Genomic DNA, 17870 nt, shown 5'->3' with positions numbered 1-17870 from the left:
CCGCCGGAGGAACCCATCGAACCGCCCATTGAACCTTGAGAACCCCCGGACGAACCCATGGAGCCCCGGGAGGAGCCCATCGAGCCTTGCGATCCGCCCATGGAACCCTGCGAACCGCCCATCGACCCTTGCGAGCCGCCTGAGGAACCCGAGCTGCCGCTGGGCGATGGCATCGAAACCGGGGGACCGCCGGACGGCGAGGAAACGCCTCCGGTCGTCTGGCAGTTCGCCAGAATCAGCACTGCGGAGAGCGCCACACAAAAACCTGAAATACGCACTGTTGCTTTCATTGCAGTCGGCCGACACTCACATTTGAAACTAGCATACCACCGGCATGGCTCCGGGCCCTTTAGGCATTTGATGCGCCAATCAGCCGTCGCGTCGCTTGCTGTACTCGTCGTAATTCAGCCGGCCCGACCGTACGGCGGGCGGATAGTGCCCGTATCGCTCCTGTTCGCGCTTTTGCCGGACGCGCCTCATGACCCAGGCAGCCAGGTTGAACAGCACAAAGGCGAGCGCGAACAGCGCACCCACGTTGTCGAAGAAAAAGCTGAAGATGTCCACTTGTAACTCGCCTCACATGCGCGAAAGTGTGTCGTCAATGCGCTTTATTTTACGCAGATCGCGGTAGTACTATCGAGGCCATGTCCCTTGCCGACACATGCCGGTACTAGATTGCGCCCGCGCTACCGCAACCTGCTGGCAGCCGTTTTCCTGGCGGGCGTTCTGATCGTCGTCTGGCAACTTCAGGGCAGCGAAGCCACCACGACGGTGCTGCTCGTGACATCCGCCGAGCGTCAGGACGGCGACTCCGCTTCGCTCAGCATTACCGGCCGTGCCCGCGCCGAGGCGCTTGGCCGGCTTGCGGGCAACCTCGCGGCCCCCGACCTGCTGGCCGGTATCTTCAGCGCCGGCGGGGAACCCGAGCGCGAGACGGTCCGCGTGCTTTCCGAAAGCCTTGAACAGCCCATTACGGATGTGCTGATCGAGGACCCGGCCGCCTTCGCGCGCGGTCTGGCCAGGCAGCACCGCGGAAAAATCGTGATCATCGTGGCCGGCGCGAACCTGGCGTCGGCGCTGCTGGCCGAATGGGACCCCGCCGCACTCAACCTGGCGGAATTCGGACCGGGAAGATTGCACCTCATCAGCCTGCCCTCATTCGGTCAACCGCGCACCCTCGCCCTCAATTACTGAACGGCGGGATCGAAGCGGCCCTGAGTCAGTTGATCAGGCGGCTGAAGGTGGCGAGGTCGATGTTGGATCCGCACAGCAGCACGCCCACGTGCTTGCCCTCCAGCCGTTCGCGCAACGGTCCGAGGGCAGCGGCCGTCGCGGTCGCGCAGGCAGGCTCCACCATCATCTTCAGTTCCTGCAGGATCAGCCGCATCGCCTCGCGGATCTCGTCATCGCCGACCCGTCCGAGATCGTCCATATGGCGGCTGGCCAGTGAAAAGCTGTATTCCCGCGCGTTGGGCGCCCGCAGGCTGTCGGCGATCGAATCGACGCGACTCGCGTCGACCGCTTTGTTGCTGGCGAGGCTCTGGAACATCGAATCGGCGCCAAAAGGCTCCGCCCCGTACACGGCAATCTCCGGACGAATTTGCTTGACGGCCGCGCCCACACCGGCGATCAACCCCCCTCCTCCGACGGGGATCACGAGCGCGTCCAGGTCCGGCGCCTGCTCCAGCCACTCCATTCCGAGAGCGCCCGTGCCGATGGCGATCGAACGTCCCTCGAATGGATGCACCAAAGTCTTGCCATCCTCCTTCTCGATGTTCAGGACCCGCTGAAAGGCGGCTTCCGCGTTGTCGATCAGCTCCACCCTGGCGCCCCAGGCCCTCGCCTGTTGAATCCGCGCCGGATTGGCGGGAGAAATGATCACGACGTGGGCCGGCGCGCCCATCACATGCGCCGCCCAGGATACGGCAACGGCGTGGTTGCCGGCGCTGACGGCGGTAACGCCCTGCCTTACCTTTTCCTCCGGCAGGGACAGCATCCAGGCCAGCGCGCCCCTGGCCTTGAACGTGCCGGTCATCTGCAACAGCTCGAACTTGATCGATATGCGCATGTCCGGCGCGCGCTTGCCGACCTCCGTTCCGCGCCATTCGTGCACGGGTGTGCGCACGATACGGTCTTTGACAATTTCCCTGTAGGCGCGAATCTCGGCGAGTGAGGGGGGACCCTGAACAGTCATTTCCCTGCTCCTGGATGTCCGACCTCCCGCACGTAGCGCCCGTCGAGATCGCGCGCACGCACGCAGCCCAGCAGGGCCAGATCCCTCTCCACCTCGTCGCGAAGAATTTTCAGGGCCCGGTCCACACCGGCCTCGCCACCCGCTCCCAGCCCATACAGGTAGCCGCGGCCGGTGGAACAGGCGGTTGCGCCCAGCGCCAGGGCTTTCAGGACGTGCGTTCCCCGCCGCACTCCGCCGTCGACGATCACCTCGGCGGCGTCACCGATGGCGTCGCGGACCTCGCGAACCAGATCGACCGGGGCGGGAGCCCCGTCCAATTGCCGCCCCCCGTGATTCGACAGCATGACCGCGCTGGCGCCCGCCTCCACCGAGCGGCGCGCGTCCTCCGCGCACATCACGCCCTTGATGGCAAAGGGCCCGCCCCATTGCTCGATCATCCGGGCGGCGTCGTCCCAATCGACCGTCATGTCGAACTGGCGGCTGACATAGCCCATCAGATTGGTGTCCTCCGAATCCCGTACGCGGTAGGCGAAATTGGCCATTTCGGCGGCGCCCGACCTGAGGTAGTGATACGACCAGCCGACATGCCGCGCCACGTCGAGCTTGCTCATGAAGGTCAGCTTCGGCGGCACCGTCATGCCCGTGTGGAAATCCCGTTCGCGATTGCCGCCCACGGGCACGTCCACCGTAAGGCAGAGCGCGGAATACTTCGCTTCCCGGCAGCGCTCGATGAACTCCCGGTTCAGCACCGGGTCCCTCAGCACGTAGATCTGGAACATCCGCGGCCCTTCGCTGGCCGCCGCAACGTCCTCGATGCTCGTGGAACCCAGCGTGGACAGCGAATACATCGTGCCCGAGCGATGCGCCGCCCTTGCCGCCCCGATCTCGCCGTCGTGGTGAAAGATGCGCGACATCCCGGTGGGCGAGAGGAACAGCGGCCACTCGAGTTCCTGGCCCAGCACCGTGACCCCGGCGTCGATCTTCTCCACGTTGACCAGGTAGCGCGGGAGCAGCTCGTACCGGTCGAAAGCCGCGGTGTTGTTGCCGAGCGACCACTCGTCGTCGGCGCCTCCGCGCATGTAGTGATACATCGGCGAGGGCAGGCGTTTGCGCGCCCGCTTGCGGAGGTCCTCCAGGTTGTAGCAGCGATCGAGTTTGCGCGACATCAGTGTCGAATCTCCTGGCCGAACCTCGACAATTCATATCCGGCGAGCGAAAATTCCGGGCGCTCGCCCAGCAGTTCCTGCGCCACCGCCTTGCCCGTTCCGGCCGCCATCGACCAGCCCAGGTGGCCATGCCCGGTCGCCAGGGACAATCCGTCCACGCCGCCGGCGCCCAGGATCGGCACGCCGTCCGGCGAGGCCGGACGAAGGCCGCACCAGGGCCGCATTTCATCAACCGGAATACGCTCTGCGTGCCGCGGAAGAACGCCGGCCAGCAGTCTGCGCAGGTTTGCGACCCGCCTGGACGAAAGCTCGAGGTTGAAGCCGGTGAACTCCACCGTTCCCCCGACCCGGATCCGACGGCCGCCCAGCGGCACTACGCCGGCCTTGTAGCGGTCGTCCAGAACGGCATGGCCCAGGACAGGCAATCCTTCCGGCATGGGCGCGGTAAGCGAATAGCCTTTGGCCGGACACACCGGCACGCGAACGCCCAGCGGGCGCACCAGCCCCGGCGTATAGCTGCCGGCGGCCACCACGATCTGATCCGCCTCGATCTCCTCGCCACCGCGCAAGCGTACACCCTGCAAGCGCCCGTCCCGCGCCAGCAACCCTTCAACGCTTTCTCCGAAACGGAAGTTGGCGCCATGGCGTTGCGCATGTCCCTGCAAGCGGCAACTGAACTTGTAGGCGTCCCCCACTTCATCGGCCGGGTAAAAGAAACCGCCGGCCAGATCGTGTTGAATCGCCTCCAGTGCCGGTTCCATCTCCACCAACGCGGCAGTACTCAATTCCTTCGCCGACACCTGGTTCGCCCCAAGTATGCGGGAATGCTCCCGCCCGCGCCTCATTGCAGCCTCATCGCGGCATACTTCCAGGACGCCGGTCAGGGCGGCCTCGTATTCGATGGCTATCTCGGATCGTATTTCTGCCATTATATCAATGGAATAGTTACATAGATTAAGGTTCTTTCTAAAACTTATCTCATGGCGGGCGGGCCGGCTGTTTCGCAGAAACCGGTAGCCCCAGGCCAACAACGCGGGGAATGCGGCCGACCTGACAAGCAGCGCCGCTTCCTCGCGGCCCAGGTACTTGAGAACCGTCAGCCAGACGCCCGGTGAATTCCAGGGCGCGGAAAGACTCGGAGTAAGCATGCTGCCGTTTGCGAAGCTGGTTTCCAGGGACGGCCCCTCCCTTCGCTCCACTACCGTAACCGCGGCGCCTCCCCGGGCGAGATACCAGGCGGTAGTGACGCCTATAACGCCGCACCCGACGATCAGGACATGCATGACCCCGCCCCGGCAGGTCTCAGGCGGCGATCATGCGGGCAAAGCGCGTATACACACGCCGACCCAGTTCTTCCGAGCGGCTCATGTAGGTGTCCGTGTCGGCAAGAATGCGCGGGGCGCTGATGCGGCCCTCCTCGCCCAGCCAGCCGCGCGCGGCGTCCCGCCGGACCCATTCCCGGATCATCGATTCCAGGATTTCCAGGTGAAACTGCACCGCGTAGCCGTTTTCGCCGTAACGAAACGCCTGGTTGACGCAGTCCGGTGACGACGCCAGCAGGACGGCGCCCTTCGGCAGGTCGAATGTGTCGCCGTGCCACTGCAGGACCACCTCATGCGGTTCCAGTTCCGAAAACAGCGCGTCGCTGCCGGCGCCCTCCGCGGTCGTCAGGTCATACCACCCTACTTCGCGTACCGGATTGGGGTACACGTCGCTGCCCAGGACCTTCGCCATGATCTGCGCGCCGAGACACACGCCCACCAGCGGCACCGATCGTTCCATGGCTTCGGAGCAAAGGCGCTCCACCTGCAGAAGGTAAGGGAAACGATCCGTATCGTTGGCGCCCATCGGGCCGCCCATGACAACCAGGCCCCCGTAGCCGTCAAGTCGTGGTTCGGCAGCGGGATCCTTCTGGAAGTCGACGATATCCAGCGACAGCCCTTGGTCGCGAAGAAGCGATTCCAGCAGGCCCTCGGTTTCGTAGCTGACGTTACGGATTACAAGTACTTTCTTCATCACTGCTTGTCGGGTATCGCGCCGATTCATTGTACTTCGCGGCGCCCGATGGCAGGGTGGGACGCAAAGCGTCCGCCGGAGCCCGCGCAACGCTTTCCGGTCTCTCCCGCATCCCATTATCGGCACCGGGCAATTCAAAGCGGGAGAACCTCAGATGGCCTTGAGAATCGTGGCATTCGCTGCTGTCGCGCTGGCGGCAGTTTCCCTGGAAGCGCGGGCGATCGAAACGGTCGACTCCTCCATTGATGCGGTAACCGTTTACCCGCAGGGCGCGCGCGTTACGAGAGTGGCCCGGGTCCGGCTCGCGAAGGGCCCGAACCGGATCGCGCTGAACGGTCTGCCGGGCGGCATCAGCCTGCCGGGCGTGCAGGTCGACTCCACCAGCGGCAATGTCGAAGTGCGCTCGGTCGAAATCGACCTTGTTCCGCAGCGCGACGCATACAACGCCGAGATTGGCCGACTGGCGAACGAAATCACGGAACTGCAGCACCGCATTGCCGCAATTGACGACGACATCGCTACCGCCGAACTGCAACTCGAGTTCCTGAAGGGAATAGCAAACGACAGTGCCGGAGCCGAGCGCCTCAGGGCGGCCGGCGGCCAGGCCGATATCGGTTCCTGGCGTCAGGCGCTGGACATGCTCCACGAAGGCGCGGCCAAGGCCCGGAGCCGGATTCGTGAGGCCCACATCGATCGCAGGCAACTGGAGGGAAGCCTGTCGGTGCTGGAACGGCAACTGCATGACCTGCGCGGCCGTAATCCGGCGTCGGCCCGCCTGTCGGTTCTCCTGCATGCCGACGCTGCCCTGGATACGGATATTCGGGTGCATTACCTTCAGTCCAACGCGGGTTGGGACTCCGGCTACAGCGCCTACCTCGACACCCGCGGGAATGTTCTCAGGCTCACGCACGAGGCACGGGTACGGCAGGGAACGGAAGAAGAGTGGCGGGATGTGCAACTGGTCCTGTCCACCTCGAATCCGAGCGGCCGGATGAAGGCGCCGGAGCAGGACAGCCGGTTCCTGGACGTTTACGACCCAGTGCCCTGGGCGGATTCGGAGGAAAGAATGCTCTCCCGGGCAATGGCTATGGGCGAGGACCTGTCCGCAACGGACTCTGCTGCACGTGCGGATACGCGCCGTGTGCGGAACAGCCGTACGGTTTCCTACAGCCCCCTGGAGCGGGCCAGTATTTCCAACAGCGCCGACCAGGCGCATACCGTGCCGCTTACCGAATACACAAACCGGGCTGCGCTCGTGACCCGCATTACCCCGCGCCAGAGCGCGGAAGCCTTCCTGACCGCAAGGATAAGCAACGACAGCGACCTGCCGCTTGTTGCGGGGACTATGCGGGTGTTTATCGACGGCGCCTACGTGGGGCGCTCCACCTTCCCGGAACTGCTGCCGGGAGCGGAGACGGTGCTGCCCATGGGACCGGACCGGAAAATCGACGTGCTCGCGATCGACCAGGGCGGGGAGAAAGGCAGCCAGGGAATCCTGTCCAGCCGAACGACCGAACTGACGGATTTCCTGTTCGAGATCGTCAATCGCCACTCGACTCGGACCGCGATCGAAGTGCTCGACTATTACCCCGTGTCAAGGGACGAGCGGATCGAGGTCACCGTTCCGCGCGGCGCCACCCCGCCCGAAAGCAAGGACTTCGAGGAGCGGCCCGGTGTGATCGCCTGGCGCAAGCAACTCGAACCGGGAGAGAACTGGCGCATCGTGCACCAGTACGAGGTCAGCTATCCCGGGAACACGGTGCTGGCGGCGCAGCGCTGAACCGGCGGGGCGCTATGGATTGACGCGGACCCGGTAGACCGTTTCCGTCAGGCCCGCCAGGCCGCGCTCCTTCAATCCGGACCCCAGGGTCTCGACTTCCCTGCTCGCGCACCTTTCCACCCGGCAATACGGCGCCAGCAGTTGGCGTAAACGGGCCTCGTCGATGGAAAACGGCGGTCCTTCCATCGCGTCCGACGGATACTCGACGCAGTTCACGATGCCCACCGTGCCCGGAGGCAACAGTCCGATCAGTTGACGGACGTAGACCGGCTGCATGTCCGGGGGCATGGCCACCAGGGCGGCGCGGTCGTAGAACGCGTCCACCGCACCGATGTCCGCAACGTTTGACGCGAAGAAGTCGCCCTGCAGCAGGCGGTAAGGTCCGGCGCTCATGCTGAGCAGCACTCCCGACTCTTCGATGCGCGGCTCGAGTTCCAGTCCGGCGAAGAACGCTTCGCAAGCCAGCGCGCTCACTTCGATGCCGATTACCGCGTGCCCCTGCTCCGCGAGCCAGCACATGTCCAGGGACTTGCCGCACAGCGGAACCAGCACGGCGCCGCCCGCCGGCGCCCGCGCGGACGGCCAATACGCCTGCAAGGACTCGTTGGTGGATTCCTGGTGGAAACCGATCTCGTTCAGCTCCCACTTGTTGAGCCAGAATTCCGCTTTCATCTGACTTGCTTCATTCCGAGGGCGGGACGCCCTCGCTCCCAGGGAGGCCGTAGGCGATTACCGAGTCGCCCTTCTTGAAGGGATAGACCCAATTGTGGCCTCCGGTGGCGACGACTACGTATTGCCTGCCGCCGGCCATGTAGGTCATGGGCGTGGCGTTTGCTGACGTCGGGCCCTCGAACTCCCACAACAGTTCGCCGGTTTCGGTGTCGTAGGCGCGGAAGCGCTCGTCGGCGGTCGCGCCGATAAAGACCAGGCCGCCCCCGGTCGCGATCGGCCCGCCGGCGTAGGGCGTGCCCCAGCGCAGGGGTATGGGCACCGGCGCCAGCTTGTCGACCAGACCCAGCGGCTGTTCCCACAGGATCTCACCGGCGGCCATGTCGACCGCCACGAGCTTTGCCCAAGGCGGCGCCGTGCACGGCATCATGAAGGGCGAAAACAATGGGCCCTGCTCCAGGCCGTAGTCGGTTCCTTCAATGTATCCGGGCGGCCCGATCGGGAGGCCGGCCGTCGGCAGCCTGCCCGCTACCGGGTCGATCTCCTCGTTGGGAATCAGGCGGAGTCTGTAAGGAGATTGACCCACCGGCGTAACCAGAATGTTGCTGTTCGGGTCGAAGGCGCCGCCGCCCCAGTTCATGCCTCCACCCACGTTCGGCATCATCAGCGTGAACTCCGTTGTAGGAGGCGTGTAGATCGGCCCGTAGCGCATCGACTCGATCAATTCACGACACTTGTTCCGGTCATAGGGCGTCAGGCCCCAGGCATCCTCCGGGCCGATGCCATGCTTTACCAGCGGCGGCGGCTTGACCGGAAACGGCTGCGTGGGCGAAACGTCGTCCTCCGGCAAACCGTCGATCGGAACCGGACGCTCCTCGATCTCGAAGAAGGGTTCGCCGGTATAGCGGTGGAAAGTGAAGATCATGCCCTGCTTGGTCAGTTGCATCACTACCGGGACCTGCTCGCCGTCGCGGGTGATCTCGGCCAGGATCGGATTCGTCGGCAGGTCCCAGTCCCACAGGTCGTGATGCAGGACCTGGTAGTGCCAGACCAGTTCCCCGGTGGCGGCGCGCAGCACGATGACGGAATTCGCGTAGCGGTTATCTCCGGGGCGTTTGCCGCCATAGAAATTGGGCGCCGGGCTGGAGGTGGGAATAAAGACCAGGTCGCGCTCGCTGTCCCAGGAAAAATTGATCCACGCATTGGCTCCGCCGACGTGCCCGGCGCTGCTCTCGGGATCGTCCGCCGGCTCGCGGACCAGCGTGTCGAAGGTCCACAAATGCTCGCCGGTCCGGGCGCTGAAGGCCCGAACGGCGCCGTTCATGGAGCTGGCGTCCCTGAATTTGTCGGCGGTCCCGCCAATGACGATGACGCCGTTGACCACCGCGGCCGGCGAATTCAACTGCATGGTAAAAAGCTGGTTGGCCGGCTGCAACTCGAGAATGATCGGCGTCACGTCGACGAAGCCGTCTTCGCCGAACCCCGCGCAGGGCTCGCCGTTGCGCGCATCGACGGCGACGAGGCGGCGGTCGTTGGTGGCCAGAATGAGACGGTGCGCGCACGGGTCGGCCTCGGCGGCTTCAGGATCTCGCCAGTGCGTCACGCCCCGGCAGTTGAAGCGCCCCGCAAATGGCCTGAGGTCGATCTCGGGATCGAACAGCCAGCGTTCTTCTCCGGTCGCCGGATCCAGCGCCATGATGCGGTTCAATGGATCGCACAACACCAGATGCCGCCCCGTCTCTTCCGGCAGGAGAATGGGAGTCACCTGAAAGCCCACCATTGGGCGCAACCGCGGCGCAATATCCAGGTGACCCGTGTTGTAGGTCCAGGCAATCTCGAGGTCCTCCACGTTGGAGCGGTTGATCTGGTTCAGCGGCGAATAGCGCGTTCCCCCTTCCGCGCCCGCGTACGTGGGCCAGCCCGGATCCTCAACGACGGCAGGCGCCTCAAACGGCCGTCCGCCGCCATCCCCGCAGCCGGCAAGCAGGGCGGCCGCCAGGATGGCCGGCATCAACGGCCGCCGGTTGTCAGGAAGATTGCGCATCTTTCCGTCCGATTCAGGCTTGCGCCGAGAAATGCCGGGAAAGCGCCTTGAAACGGCGCTGCAGGGACTGTTCGGACAGGGGCGCAGGCAATTTGTCGAAGCCGTGTGGAGCCCCGGGGACGACTTCGAGTTCTACCGCCACTCCGCTGTCCCGAAGCCGGCGCGCGTAATCGATGTCCTCCTCGTAGAAGAGGTCCTGGTCTCCGATGCAAAGGTACGTGGGCGGCAGGCCGTCGAGTCGCCTGGCCGCCGCCGGAGAAGCAAACGGCGAAACGCCATGAGTCAGGTCATTCGGCCCCAGATAGGCGTTCCAGGCGAAGCGGTTGTGATCGGCGCCCCACAGCCAGTAATCCCCTGAGTCTTCCGCCTCCGCGGCGCCCGTGCGGTAATCGAGCATGGGATAGATCAGGCACTGAAAGGAGATCGCGCCGGGCCGGCGGTCCCGCGCACGAAGCGCCAGGGCCGCCGCAAGGCCGCCTCCGGCGCTAGCGCCGCCGAGCACGAGCGTGTTCGTGTCGACACCCAACTCGGAGGCGTTCTCCAGAATCCAGCCCAGCGCCGCATCGCAGTCGTCGAGCGCTGCCGGATACGGATGCTCGGGCGCAAGGCGGTAATCGACGGCCACGACCAGGCAGCCCAGCTCGTCGGCCTTGCGGCAAAGAAGCTGCTCGTCCATCTCCGGACAGCCCAGAATGTAGCCGCCGCCGTGGATCCACAACAGGCACGGCCGCAAGCCCCGTGAATCGCCGCGCGAATACAGCCGCAGCCGGAGCGACTGGCCGGGGGACGGTCCGTCGATCTGCCTGTCCGCGACATCGACCTGTTCGAAACCTTCAATCGCCGCCGCCGTCTCCAGCGTCATTCGGTTCAGTTCCCCGCGCGTCCGGACGAGGTTTTCACCGGTCAATTCCAGTGTCGGGAATTGATCGCGAAAGGGCAGCAGGTCGGGGTGAATGCTCACTAATACTTCTCCCTGGTGTTGTGTCTCACAAATGCCTTTGCACCAACGGGTTCACCCGCATCTTGACATGTTTGGGCTCGAGGAACGCATCCAGGCCCTCCGGACCGAGCTCCCGGCCGAAACCGCTGAGCTTCCAGCCGCCGAACGGCGCCTGGAGCTCGGACGTATCGTTTACGTTGATGCCCACGGCCCCGAACTCCAGGCGGTCCGCCAACGCCCAGGCAAGCTCCAGGTCCTCCGAATAGACGTAGGCGGCAAGCCCGAAGCTGAGGCTGTTCGACACGGCCAGCAACTCATCCAGCGATGCGAAGCTTCTGATGGCGGCCACCGGCCCGTAGGTTTCCTGGGTCATCGGAAGGCTGTCGAGCGGCGCGCCATCGAGCAGCGTGGGATGAAAGAACAGGCCTTTGGCCAGCTCCCCGCTAGCGGCGCGGCCTCCGCCGGTAATGATCCTGGCGCCTTTGGATACGGCGTCCTCGATGTGGAGTTGCGAGCGTTCGATCACCGAGGCCGTCGTGACCGGACCGTACTGCCGGCCGGGGTCGAGCCCGGGGCCAAGCTCGATCGTTTCCGTTTCCGCGACCAGCGCGTCCACGAACGGCGAATGGGCGTCGGGGTGGGTGAGGATGCGGTTCACCGTGATGCAGATCTGCCCCATGTTGGAGAACGAACGCCGCATGGCCGCCTTGGCCGCCGCTTCGATGTCCGCGTCCGGCAGCACGATGAACGGGGAGTGTCCGCCCAGTTCCAGCGACAGCCGCTTCAGGTTGCCGGCCGCGTTTCGCATGATGTCCTGTCCGGCCGCTACCGAGGCGGTTGCGGAAATGCAGGCGACGTCCGGGTGGCCGGCAAGCGCGGCGCCGGCCTCGGGCCCGGTGCCCGGCAGGTTGGACAGCACGCCCGAAGGCACGCCCGCCTCCACGAAGCACTCCAGGACCACGGCAATGGCGAACGGCGTTTCGTGCGGCGGCTTGACGACGATCGGGCAGCCGGCCGCCAGCGCCGGCGCCACCTTCCAGCAGTACAGGTCCACGGGGTAGTTCCAGGGCACGATGGCGCCCACCACTCCCACCGGGAAATATGAAACCACGTTCTTGACATTCGGCAGGGAGGAAGGGCGAAGCGAACCGAATTTGCGCCGGCCTTCCTCGGCGTAATAGCGGATCACCTGGACCCCGAAGCCGATCTCCTTGCGGCTGTCGCAAAGCGGCTTGCCCTGCTCCCGCGTGAGCAGCTCCGCGATCTCGTCGCCGCGCGCTTCGATCAGGTCCGCCGCGCGGTGGAGGATCGCAGCGCGCCCGTCGGCGTGCATGTCCGCCCAGGCGGACTTCGCCCGCAACGCATGACCGACGGCCCGGTCAATGTCCGCGGCGTTCGCGAGCGCACAGCGTCCGACCCGCGAACCGTCCGCGGGATCATCTACAACGCGCCACTCGTCGGACGCCGGGGCGTGAAATTCGCCCCCGTAGAAGGGCAGGCACTCGAGTGGCGCTGGCATTCGCGGGAGATTACCGCGAGGACAAGCGCCGCCACAACTCCTCGTAGTTCAGATCGTTGAGCCGGTTCGCCCGGGCCTTCTCGGTTGTGTTCGGGCTGACCATGATCATCGGCTGCGCGCCGCGCGCCACCAGCTTTTCCACCGTGGCGGCGTTGATGGCCTGTCCCACCGCAATGGCGACGCTGCTCGACGTGGCGCCGACGCTGCCTTCCAGTCCGTCGATGGAAATGCCGGCATCGCCCAGCGGGGCGCCGGTATCGATAACGACATCGGCCGCCTCGAACAGACGCAGGCCGGAAGAATGCCGGGACGGGACCTGCGAGGAATGCGGGACGCTGGTTACGCCGATGACCTTCATGCCGATCTCCCTGGCGCCGACGGCGATGTCCATGGTCACGGCATTGATTCCGGAATGCGAGAAGATCAGCATCGCGTCATCCGGGTCGGTTTGATGCGAGGACAGTATTGCCTTCCCGTAGCCTTCCTGGGCGTGAATGAACCGGTATTGCCTGGCGCCCATGTCGCCCAGCACGCGATGAAAGGAGATCATCGTGCTCTCGACGATCGGCCGGAACCCCACAGCGGTGCCGGTGCGGGGGAACATCTCCAGCGCGGCGAACGAGCCATGACCCGTTCCGAAGGTAAACACCAGTTTGCCCTTTCCGATGCTGGCGGCGCAGATCTCCGCCGCCTTGTCGATCGTGTCTTCCTGGTTGTCGAAAACGAGGGCCAGCTTCTCATCCAGCAATCGCCGGTAGTCCTGAACAATGCTCATGATTCGTTCTTCACCCTTGTAGAAAACAGTATGGCCAGCATGCTTGCGGCAACGACGGCGCCTGCAATGATCACCAGCAGGCGGTATCCGCCCGCGTCCGCCGCGGCGCCTCCGGCAAACGGCCCGGCGGCGGAGCCGATGCCCTGCGCGGCGGCAATCAGCAGCACGAAACGGTTATCGCGATCCAGCGCCGCCAGATAGCCCATCTGGTAGGGCATGACGAAACCGATGGAAAGACCCAGGCCGGCCACCGCGGCCGCGTAGGTCGAAAAACTGTCCACCGTGGCCAGGCTGACGATGGACAGCAGGATCGCGAACATTCCCACGAACAGCGGCAGCATGCGCCCCACCCGCATCCCCAGCAGGGTCGCCAGCACCGAACCGCCCGCCGACGCCAGCAGGTTGGACGCGATGACCGGGCTGATCTGCGACGTATTGAACCCGGCGTCAATGCCGATTCTTTCGGTAAAGGCCCATACGGCCGCAAAGCCGAAGCTGGTGCCCAGGATCGCGAGCAGCGCCAGCGCCACCGGCAGCGAAGGTCGATACGAGGCCTGGCCTGAGTCTTCGCCACCCGATTCAAGGCCGCGCGGCAGCAGCAGCGCCGACAGCGCCAGCACGAGCACCACGCCGCCCAGCACATAGCTGGAGCCGCTCAGCCCGAAATCGGCGACCACGTACTCTCCGATGATGAAGGTCACCAGCGCAAGCGCGCTGTACGACACGACGATTCCGATCGAGAAGGCGCGTTCCGGGTTCGCCGAGCCGCTGAAGATCCGGTACGCGACCGTCCAGAACGCACCCATCATGAGCCCCACGACGGGAACGATCATCAGACTCAATCCAAAGCCTTCGACCCTCGACAGCAACAGCAGCGCGGCAATCACGACAGCGGCCATGACCGCGGCCAGTTTCCGCCAGTTGAAACGGCCCGCCCACCACAGTGCGGTCATGGACGCAAGCGAAAAGCCGATCAGGTAGGCCGAACCGAGCGAGCCAGCCTGCGTCTGGCTGAAACCGCCGGTCGACACCTTCAGCCCCACGAAGAACGGCAGGAAGGCCCAGAACAGGCCCCCGATCGTGTAGATGCCCAGCGCGCCGGCGAAATTACGGTTGTCCACTTTCATATGTTCAGCACCTAATACGGATGGCCCATGCAGTCGATCACCACTTCGCGGGGACAGGCGGCCTTCGAAAGGCTTAACAGCCACGACACCGTCCTGACCAGATCGTCAAGCTGAATCATGTCCTCCGGCGGCAGGGTCCCGCCGGCCGCAACGGCCATTTCCGTCGCGACCCAGTTGGGACAGATCGCCGTCACCTTCACTCCGTGCTCCAGCATTTCCTTGTACAGGCTCTCGGACAGGCCCTGCAAGGCGAACTTGGATGCAGCATATACGCCGTAACCCGCGTAGCCCCACTTCCCGGCAATCGACGACAGATTGATGACGTGGCCGCGCTCTTGCGCCTTCATCACGGGCACCACCGCCTTCAGCATCAGGAACGCGCCTTTCAGGTTGGTCCCCATAACCGTTTCGAGTTCTTCAACTTCCGCTTCAACACCGCCGGGCCGGAACTGGCCGGCGTTATTGATCAGCACGTCGATCGCCTCGTGTTCGGCTTCCAGCCCGGCCACGAGATCCCGGACCGCCGCCGCGTCGGTCACGTCGAGTGGATGGCAACTCACGGTAGTGCCCGGATCGACGCCCCGAATCTCCGCCCGCACACCGTTGAGCGCGCCCTCGTCGCGCGCGACCAGCGCCAGCCCGTAACCGGCCTCGGCCAGACCGATCGCCAGCGCGCGCCCTATGCCGCGGCTGGCGCCGGTGACGATCGCCAGTCCGCGAGAGGTCTCCGTTGCCACGCCTGCGCGGTTCCCTTTATTCGGACGCGGATTTCGGCATCAGGCGGCCGTCCTCGGTGAGTTCGAGAAACGGCGCGTAGGCGACTTCCCACGGGTAACCGTCCGGATCGAGGAAATAGCCGGAATAGCCGTCGTATCCGCCCCAGTCCTTCCATTGCGGTTGCTGATGCACGGTGCCGCCGTTGCGGATAGCGTTCTCGAATATCGCGTCCACCTCTTCGGGAGACGAGCCGTTCACGGCCAGCGTGAAGCCCTGGTATTGCGCCCGCGGCTTCGCCTTCAGCAGCGCGTCGTTGGCCAGAAACTCGTACCCCACCAGCCCCAGCACCGTAGAAGGCGTGTTGATGAACGTGCACATGGCCGGGTCGGAGTCCGGCGACATATCCCAGCCGAACGAGGTGTAGAACCGCACCGAACGCTCGACGTCGTCGACGCCCAGCGTGATGATCGAAATCGCGACTTTCGGCTTCTGCTCCGGCATGTCGAAGCGGCTCCTCCTTTCCCGTTCGCAGCCTGCTAGAAGTTGCGGGTCAGTTCGAGCCCGAAGGTCCTCGGGTAGTTGTAGTTTCCGGCCGCGATGTAGAAGCCGAAACCGAGCACTTCGTACGCTTCGGTGAGGTAGGTCTCATCGGTCAGGTTCCGCACCCAGAAGGCAGCATCCCACTTGCCGTCGGTGGATTGCAGCGCCAGCCGCAGGTCCACGTCGATGTGGGCTTCCGAGTACAGCGCCGGCGAGGCGCGCAGGTCACGCGGAATGTCGTCTTCCCAGAGAAAATCGAGCTGCCCCATGAAGGTCCACCCCTCGTTCACCGGCCATTGCAGCGTGGCCGCGGAATTGATGCTCAGTTCCGGCGTGTTCGGAATGCGGTTGCCGGTCAGGTCCGCCAGCGTGGAACCGAACACCGGTGCGTTGTCGGGATACGGACTGCCCGTGCCCGTGCCGGCAATGGAGGTGATGAGATTGCCGTATTCGCTGTCGATGTAGGCTGCGCCGAAACTCAGCTCCAGCCAATCGGTCGCGAGGGCCCGAAGCTGCAATTCGGCGCCTTGCATCTGCGAGTCGTCGGCGTTGATCAGGAAATTGGCCGAGATCAGGCTCAGAGGCTCGACCGCCACCACCTGCGGGTCGGTCGCGTCATAGAAGTAGACCGCCGCCTCAACGCTGGCGCGGCCGCCGGCGAGCGTTGACTTCAGACCCACCTCGTAGGCGGTAAGGGATTCCGATTTCGTCGGTTCGAGGTTGTCCACCGTCGCCAGAAACTGGCTGTTGAAGGTGCCGGCGTTGAATCCGCGGGATATGCTCGCATAAATCAGCGTGTCCTCGTTTACCCTCCAGTCCAGCGCCAGCCTGGCCGAGTAATCGCTGTCCGAGAAGGTGCTGGACGCTCCCGCCTGCAATTCCGGGGCGGCGAAGAAACCGGTCGTCTCGTAGTAGAAATCGCGTTCCACGTCCGTCCAGCGGCCGCCGACAGTTAGGACCAGGTTGTCGGCCAGCGGATACTCGACCTGCCCGAACAGGCCGAGGGTGTCGGTTTCCAGCACCGAGAAGTCCTGCCGGCCGCCCGAGTCAAAGGCCGGGTCGCCTTCCAGTTCATCGGAGGAGTAGTACAGGCCCGCCAGCCACTGCAGGCCCTCGCCGGCGTTCGACGCGATGCGAATTTCCTGCGAGAACTGCGACACGTCCGATTTCCGCACGTCGTCCAGGGCCACGGTGGGGCCCGCATCTTCATCCAGCACGTCGTGGCGCTCGAAGTCGTCCCAGCCGGTCACCGAGGTGACGGTTCTCGTCCCCAGGTCCCAGTTCAACTCCGCGGAAATGCCGCTGGACTTGTACGCGTGTTCGCCGATGAAGTTCTGGTTGATCGTGTAGGGGTCGCCGTCGGTGTCGTTGAAAGTGTCGCCGCTGACGAAGGGGTCCCGCGCCAGGCAATTCACCTGGGCCCCGGCAACGTCGCCGCGCGCGTATTCGGGGCAGACCTGGTCCGGAATGCCGTCGCCGTCCGTGTCCTGCCCGGCCGGAATGGTCGCCCAGGGCCAGACGTCCGAATCGTCGCGCCCGGCATAGACCCGGACCAGGACCTCGACATCGTCGCTGGGCCGGAACAGCAGAGAGCCTCTGGCCATGAGCTGATCCAGCTCGCCGCCGTCGTCCCTGTCGGGATGCATGTTGGTCAGGGGACCGTCGGTCTGACGAAGGATCTTCACGGCAAACCGCCCGGCGGCCGTGTCCGAAATGGGTCCGCCGTAGGCGCCCTCGAACGAGGCCCGGCTGTAGCGGCCGAATCCCACCGTCGCGTAGCCTTCCGGCTCGAACGTGGGGCGTTTCGAGATGAGATTGATCGCGCCTGCGATGGTATTGCGTCCGTATATGGTTCCCTGCGGCCCCTTGAGCACTTCCATTCGCTCGAGATCAAGCAGCCGGAAAGCCTGCATGGGCGGCTGCGATACATATACGCCGTCGGCATACACGCCGGTCGACTGCGGCAGCGTTTCGATGAATCCGTCGGTATTCACGCCGCGTATTGCGATCAGCGGATAGCCGAATTCTCCGAACGGCGTCTGGATGTTGAGGCCCGGCGAGTAGCGGGCAACGTCGATCAGCGACACGGCGCCGGCCTCGCGCAGCCGGTCGCCGCTTACCACGTCAACGGCAATACCCACGTCGGCAAGCGATTCTTCGCGCTTTTGCGCGGTGACCACGATTTCTTCGAGCACCACGGTCGATTCCTGCGCAACCGTGACATCCGCAATCATGAATGGGATCGAGAAGGCGGTAAGGACCAACAGTATCTTTCGCATGGCGTGTCCCCTTGTTGGATGAGTTTGTCGCATTAGCCGACAGCGATGAGGTTGAAGCACGGGTAAGGCTTGAAAATATAATTATTCAGTTGACTAGTCAAGTA

Annotated in this window: 16 protein-coding genes; 2 read left to right on the top strand and 14 right to left on the bottom strand. The window is 64.6% G+C overall.

The window, feature by feature from the left end:
* Positions 1 to 369: 369 nt before the first annotated feature.
* A complete protein-coding gene (locus F4036_01085) occupies positions 370 to 564 on the bottom strand; it encodes a hypothetical protein (protein ID MYK36337.1) in 195 nt (64 codons plus the stop codon).
* Between the two features lie 111 nt (positions 565 to 675).
* On the opposite strand from F4036_01085, the gene F4036_01080 reads away from it, so the two are divergent.
* On the top strand, positions 676 to 1194 hold the full coding sequence (locus tag F4036_01080; protein ID MYK36336.1) for a hypothetical protein: 519 nt from the start codon (positions 676 to 678) through the stop codon (positions 1192 to 1194).
* 25 nt (positions 1195 to 1219) lie between these two features.
* Here F4036_01080 and F4036_01075 read toward each other — a convergent pair whose 3' ends face one another.
* Genes F4036_01075 through F4036_01060 form a run of 4 tightly spaced genes read right to left on the bottom strand, consistent with a single transcriptional unit; the run spans position 1220 to position 5493 of the window.
* On the bottom strand, positions 1220 to 2194 hold the full coding sequence (locus F4036_01075) for a pyridoxal-phosphate dependent enzyme (GenBank protein ID MYK36335.1): 975 nt from the start codon (positions 2192 to 2194) through the stop codon (positions 1220 to 1222).
* Positions 2191 to 3360 (bottom strand): alpha-hydroxy-acid oxidizing protein, encoded by a 1170-nt coding sequence (locus tag F4036_01070; protein MYK36334.1) that lies wholly within the window; start codon positions 3358 to 3360, stop codon positions 2191 to 2193. Before F4036_01070 ends, F4036_01075 begins: the two co-directional genes overlap by 4 nt.
* Positions 3360 to 4643 (bottom strand): FAD-dependent oxidoreductase, encoded by a 1284-nt coding sequence (locus F4036_01065; GenBank protein ID MYK36333.1) that lies wholly within the window; start codon positions 4641 to 4643, stop codon positions 3360 to 3362. The genes F4036_01070 and F4036_01065 overlap by 1 nt, the downstream gene beginning before the upstream one ends.
* 19 nt (positions 4644 to 4662) lie before the next feature.
* Positions 4663 to 5493, bottom strand: coding sequence for a type 1 glutamine amidotransferase (locus tag F4036_01060; protein MYK36332.1), 831 nt, complete (start codon positions 5491 to 5493; stop codon positions 4663 to 4665).
* A 37-nt stretch (positions 5494 to 5530) separates the two neighbouring features.
* On the opposite strand from F4036_01060, the gene F4036_01055 reads away from it, so the two are divergent.
* The gene (locus tag F4036_01055) at positions 5531 to 7156 is read left to right on the top strand and encodes a mucoidy inhibitor MuiA family protein (GenBank protein ID MYK36331.1); all 1626 of its coding nucleotides are present in this window, start codon (positions 5531 to 5533) and stop codon (positions 7154 to 7156) included.
* Between the two features lie 12 nt (positions 7157 to 7168).
* On the opposite strand, the gene F4036_01050 is transcribed toward F4036_01055, so the two are convergent.
* The 9 genes from F4036_01050 to F4036_01010 are packed head-to-tail and all read right to left on the bottom strand — an operon-like array spanning position 7169 to position 17799.
* On the bottom strand, positions 7169 to 7828 hold the full coding sequence (locus F4036_01050; GenBank protein MYK36330.1) for a thiopurine S-methyltransferase: 660 nt from the start codon (positions 7826 to 7828) through the stop codon (positions 7169 to 7171).
* Positions 7829 to 7838: 10 nt separating this feature from the next.
* Positions 7839 to 9869 carry a pyrroloquinoline quinone-dependent dehydrogenase gene (locus F4036_01045; protein ID MYK36329.1) on the bottom strand — a complete coding sequence of 677 codons (2031 nt, stop codon included), beginning with the start codon at positions 9867 to 9869 and terminating at the stop codon, positions 7839 to 7841.
* A 13-nt stretch (positions 9870 to 9882) separates the two neighbouring features.
* A complete protein-coding gene (locus tag F4036_01040; GenBank protein MYK36328.1) occupies positions 9883 to 10830 on the bottom strand; it encodes an alpha/beta hydrolase in 948 nt (315 codons plus the stop codon).
* Positions 10831 to 10855: 25 nt separating this feature from the next.
* Positions 10856 to 12328, bottom strand: coding sequence for an aldehyde dehydrogenase family protein (locus F4036_01035; protein MYK36327.1), 1473 nt, complete (start codon positions 12326 to 12328; stop codon positions 10856 to 10858).
* A 10-nt stretch (positions 12329 to 12338) separates the two neighbouring features.
* On the bottom strand, positions 12339 to 13103 hold the full coding sequence (locus F4036_01030; GenBank protein MYK36326.1) for an SIS domain-containing protein: 765 nt from the start codon (positions 13101 to 13103) through the stop codon (positions 12339 to 12341).
* On the bottom strand, positions 13100 to 14230 hold the full coding sequence (locus F4036_01025; protein MYK36325.1) for an MFS transporter: 1131 nt from the start codon (positions 14228 to 14230) through the stop codon (positions 13100 to 13102). The genes F4036_01030 and F4036_01025 overlap by 4 nt, the downstream gene beginning before the upstream one ends.
* A gap of 11 nt (positions 14231 to 14241) precedes the next feature.
* Complete coding sequence (locus tag F4036_01020) at positions 14242 to 14967, bottom strand: SDR family oxidoreductase (protein MYK36324.1); 726 nt, start codon at positions 14965 to 14967, stop codon at positions 14242 to 14244.
* 16 nt (positions 14968 to 14983) lie between these two features.
* Positions 14984 to 15448 (bottom strand): VOC family protein, encoded by a 465-nt coding sequence (locus F4036_01015; protein ID MYK36323.1) that lies wholly within the window; start codon positions 15446 to 15448, stop codon positions 14984 to 14986.
* A gap of 35 nt (positions 15449 to 15483) precedes the next feature.
* Complete coding sequence (locus tag F4036_01010; GenBank protein MYK36322.1) at positions 15484 to 17799, bottom strand: TonB-dependent receptor; 2316 nt, start codon at positions 17797 to 17799, stop codon at positions 15484 to 15486.
* Positions 17800 to 17870 lie beyond the last annotated feature (71 nt).

The sequence above is a fragment of the Gammaproteobacteria bacterium genome (assembly GCA_009845905.1).
Lineage (GTDB): Bacteria > Pseudomonadota > Gammaproteobacteria > Steroidobacterales > Foliamicaceae > Foliamicus.
This window is presented reverse-complemented; position numbering and strand designations above follow the sequence as displayed.

Coding starts and splice junctions, on each gene's coding strand:
- F4036_01015 (MYK36323.1), bottom strand. CDS start 15,448: ATGCCGGAGCAGAAGCCGAAAGTCGCGATTTCGATCATCACGCTGGGC.
- F4036_01055 (MYK36331.1), top strand. CDS start 5,531: ATGGCCTTGAGAATCGTGGCATTCGCTGCTGTCGCGCTGGCGGCAGTT.
- F4036_01070 (MYK36334.1), bottom strand. CDS start 3,360: ATGTCGCGCAAACTCGATCGCTGCTACAACCTGGAGGACCTCCGCAAG.
- F4036_01025 (MYK36325.1), bottom strand. CDS start 14,230: ATGAAAGTGGACAACCGTAATTTCGCCGGCGCGCTGGGCATCTACACG.
- F4036_01060 (MYK36332.1), bottom strand. CDS start 5,493: ATGGGATGCGGGAGAGACCGGAAAGCGTTGCGCGGGCTCCGGCGGACG.
- F4036_01075 (MYK36335.1), bottom strand. CDS start 2,194: ATGACTGTTCAGGGTCCCCCCTCACTCGCCGAGATTCGCGCCTACAGG.
- F4036_01035 (MYK36327.1), bottom strand. CDS start 12,328: ATGCCAGCGCCACTCGAGTGCCTGCCCTTCTACGGGGGCGAATTTCAC.
- F4036_01065 (MYK36333.1), bottom strand. CDS start 4,643: ATGCATGTCCTGATCGTCGGGTGCGGCGTTATAGGCGTCACTACCGCC.
- F4036_01045 (MYK36329.1), bottom strand. CDS start 9,869: ATGCGCAATCTTCCTGACAACCGGCGGCCGTTGATGCCGGCCATCCTG.
- F4036_01010 (MYK36322.1), bottom strand. CDS start 17,799: ATGCGACAAACTCATCCAACAAGGGGACACGCCATGCGAAAGATACTG.
- F4036_01050 (MYK36330.1), bottom strand. CDS start 7,828: ATGAAAGCGGAATTCTGGCTCAACAAGTGGGAGCTGAACGAGATCGGT.
- F4036_01030 (MYK36326.1), bottom strand. CDS start 13,103: ATGAGCATTGTTCAGGACTACCGGCGATTGCTGGATGAGAAGCTGGCC.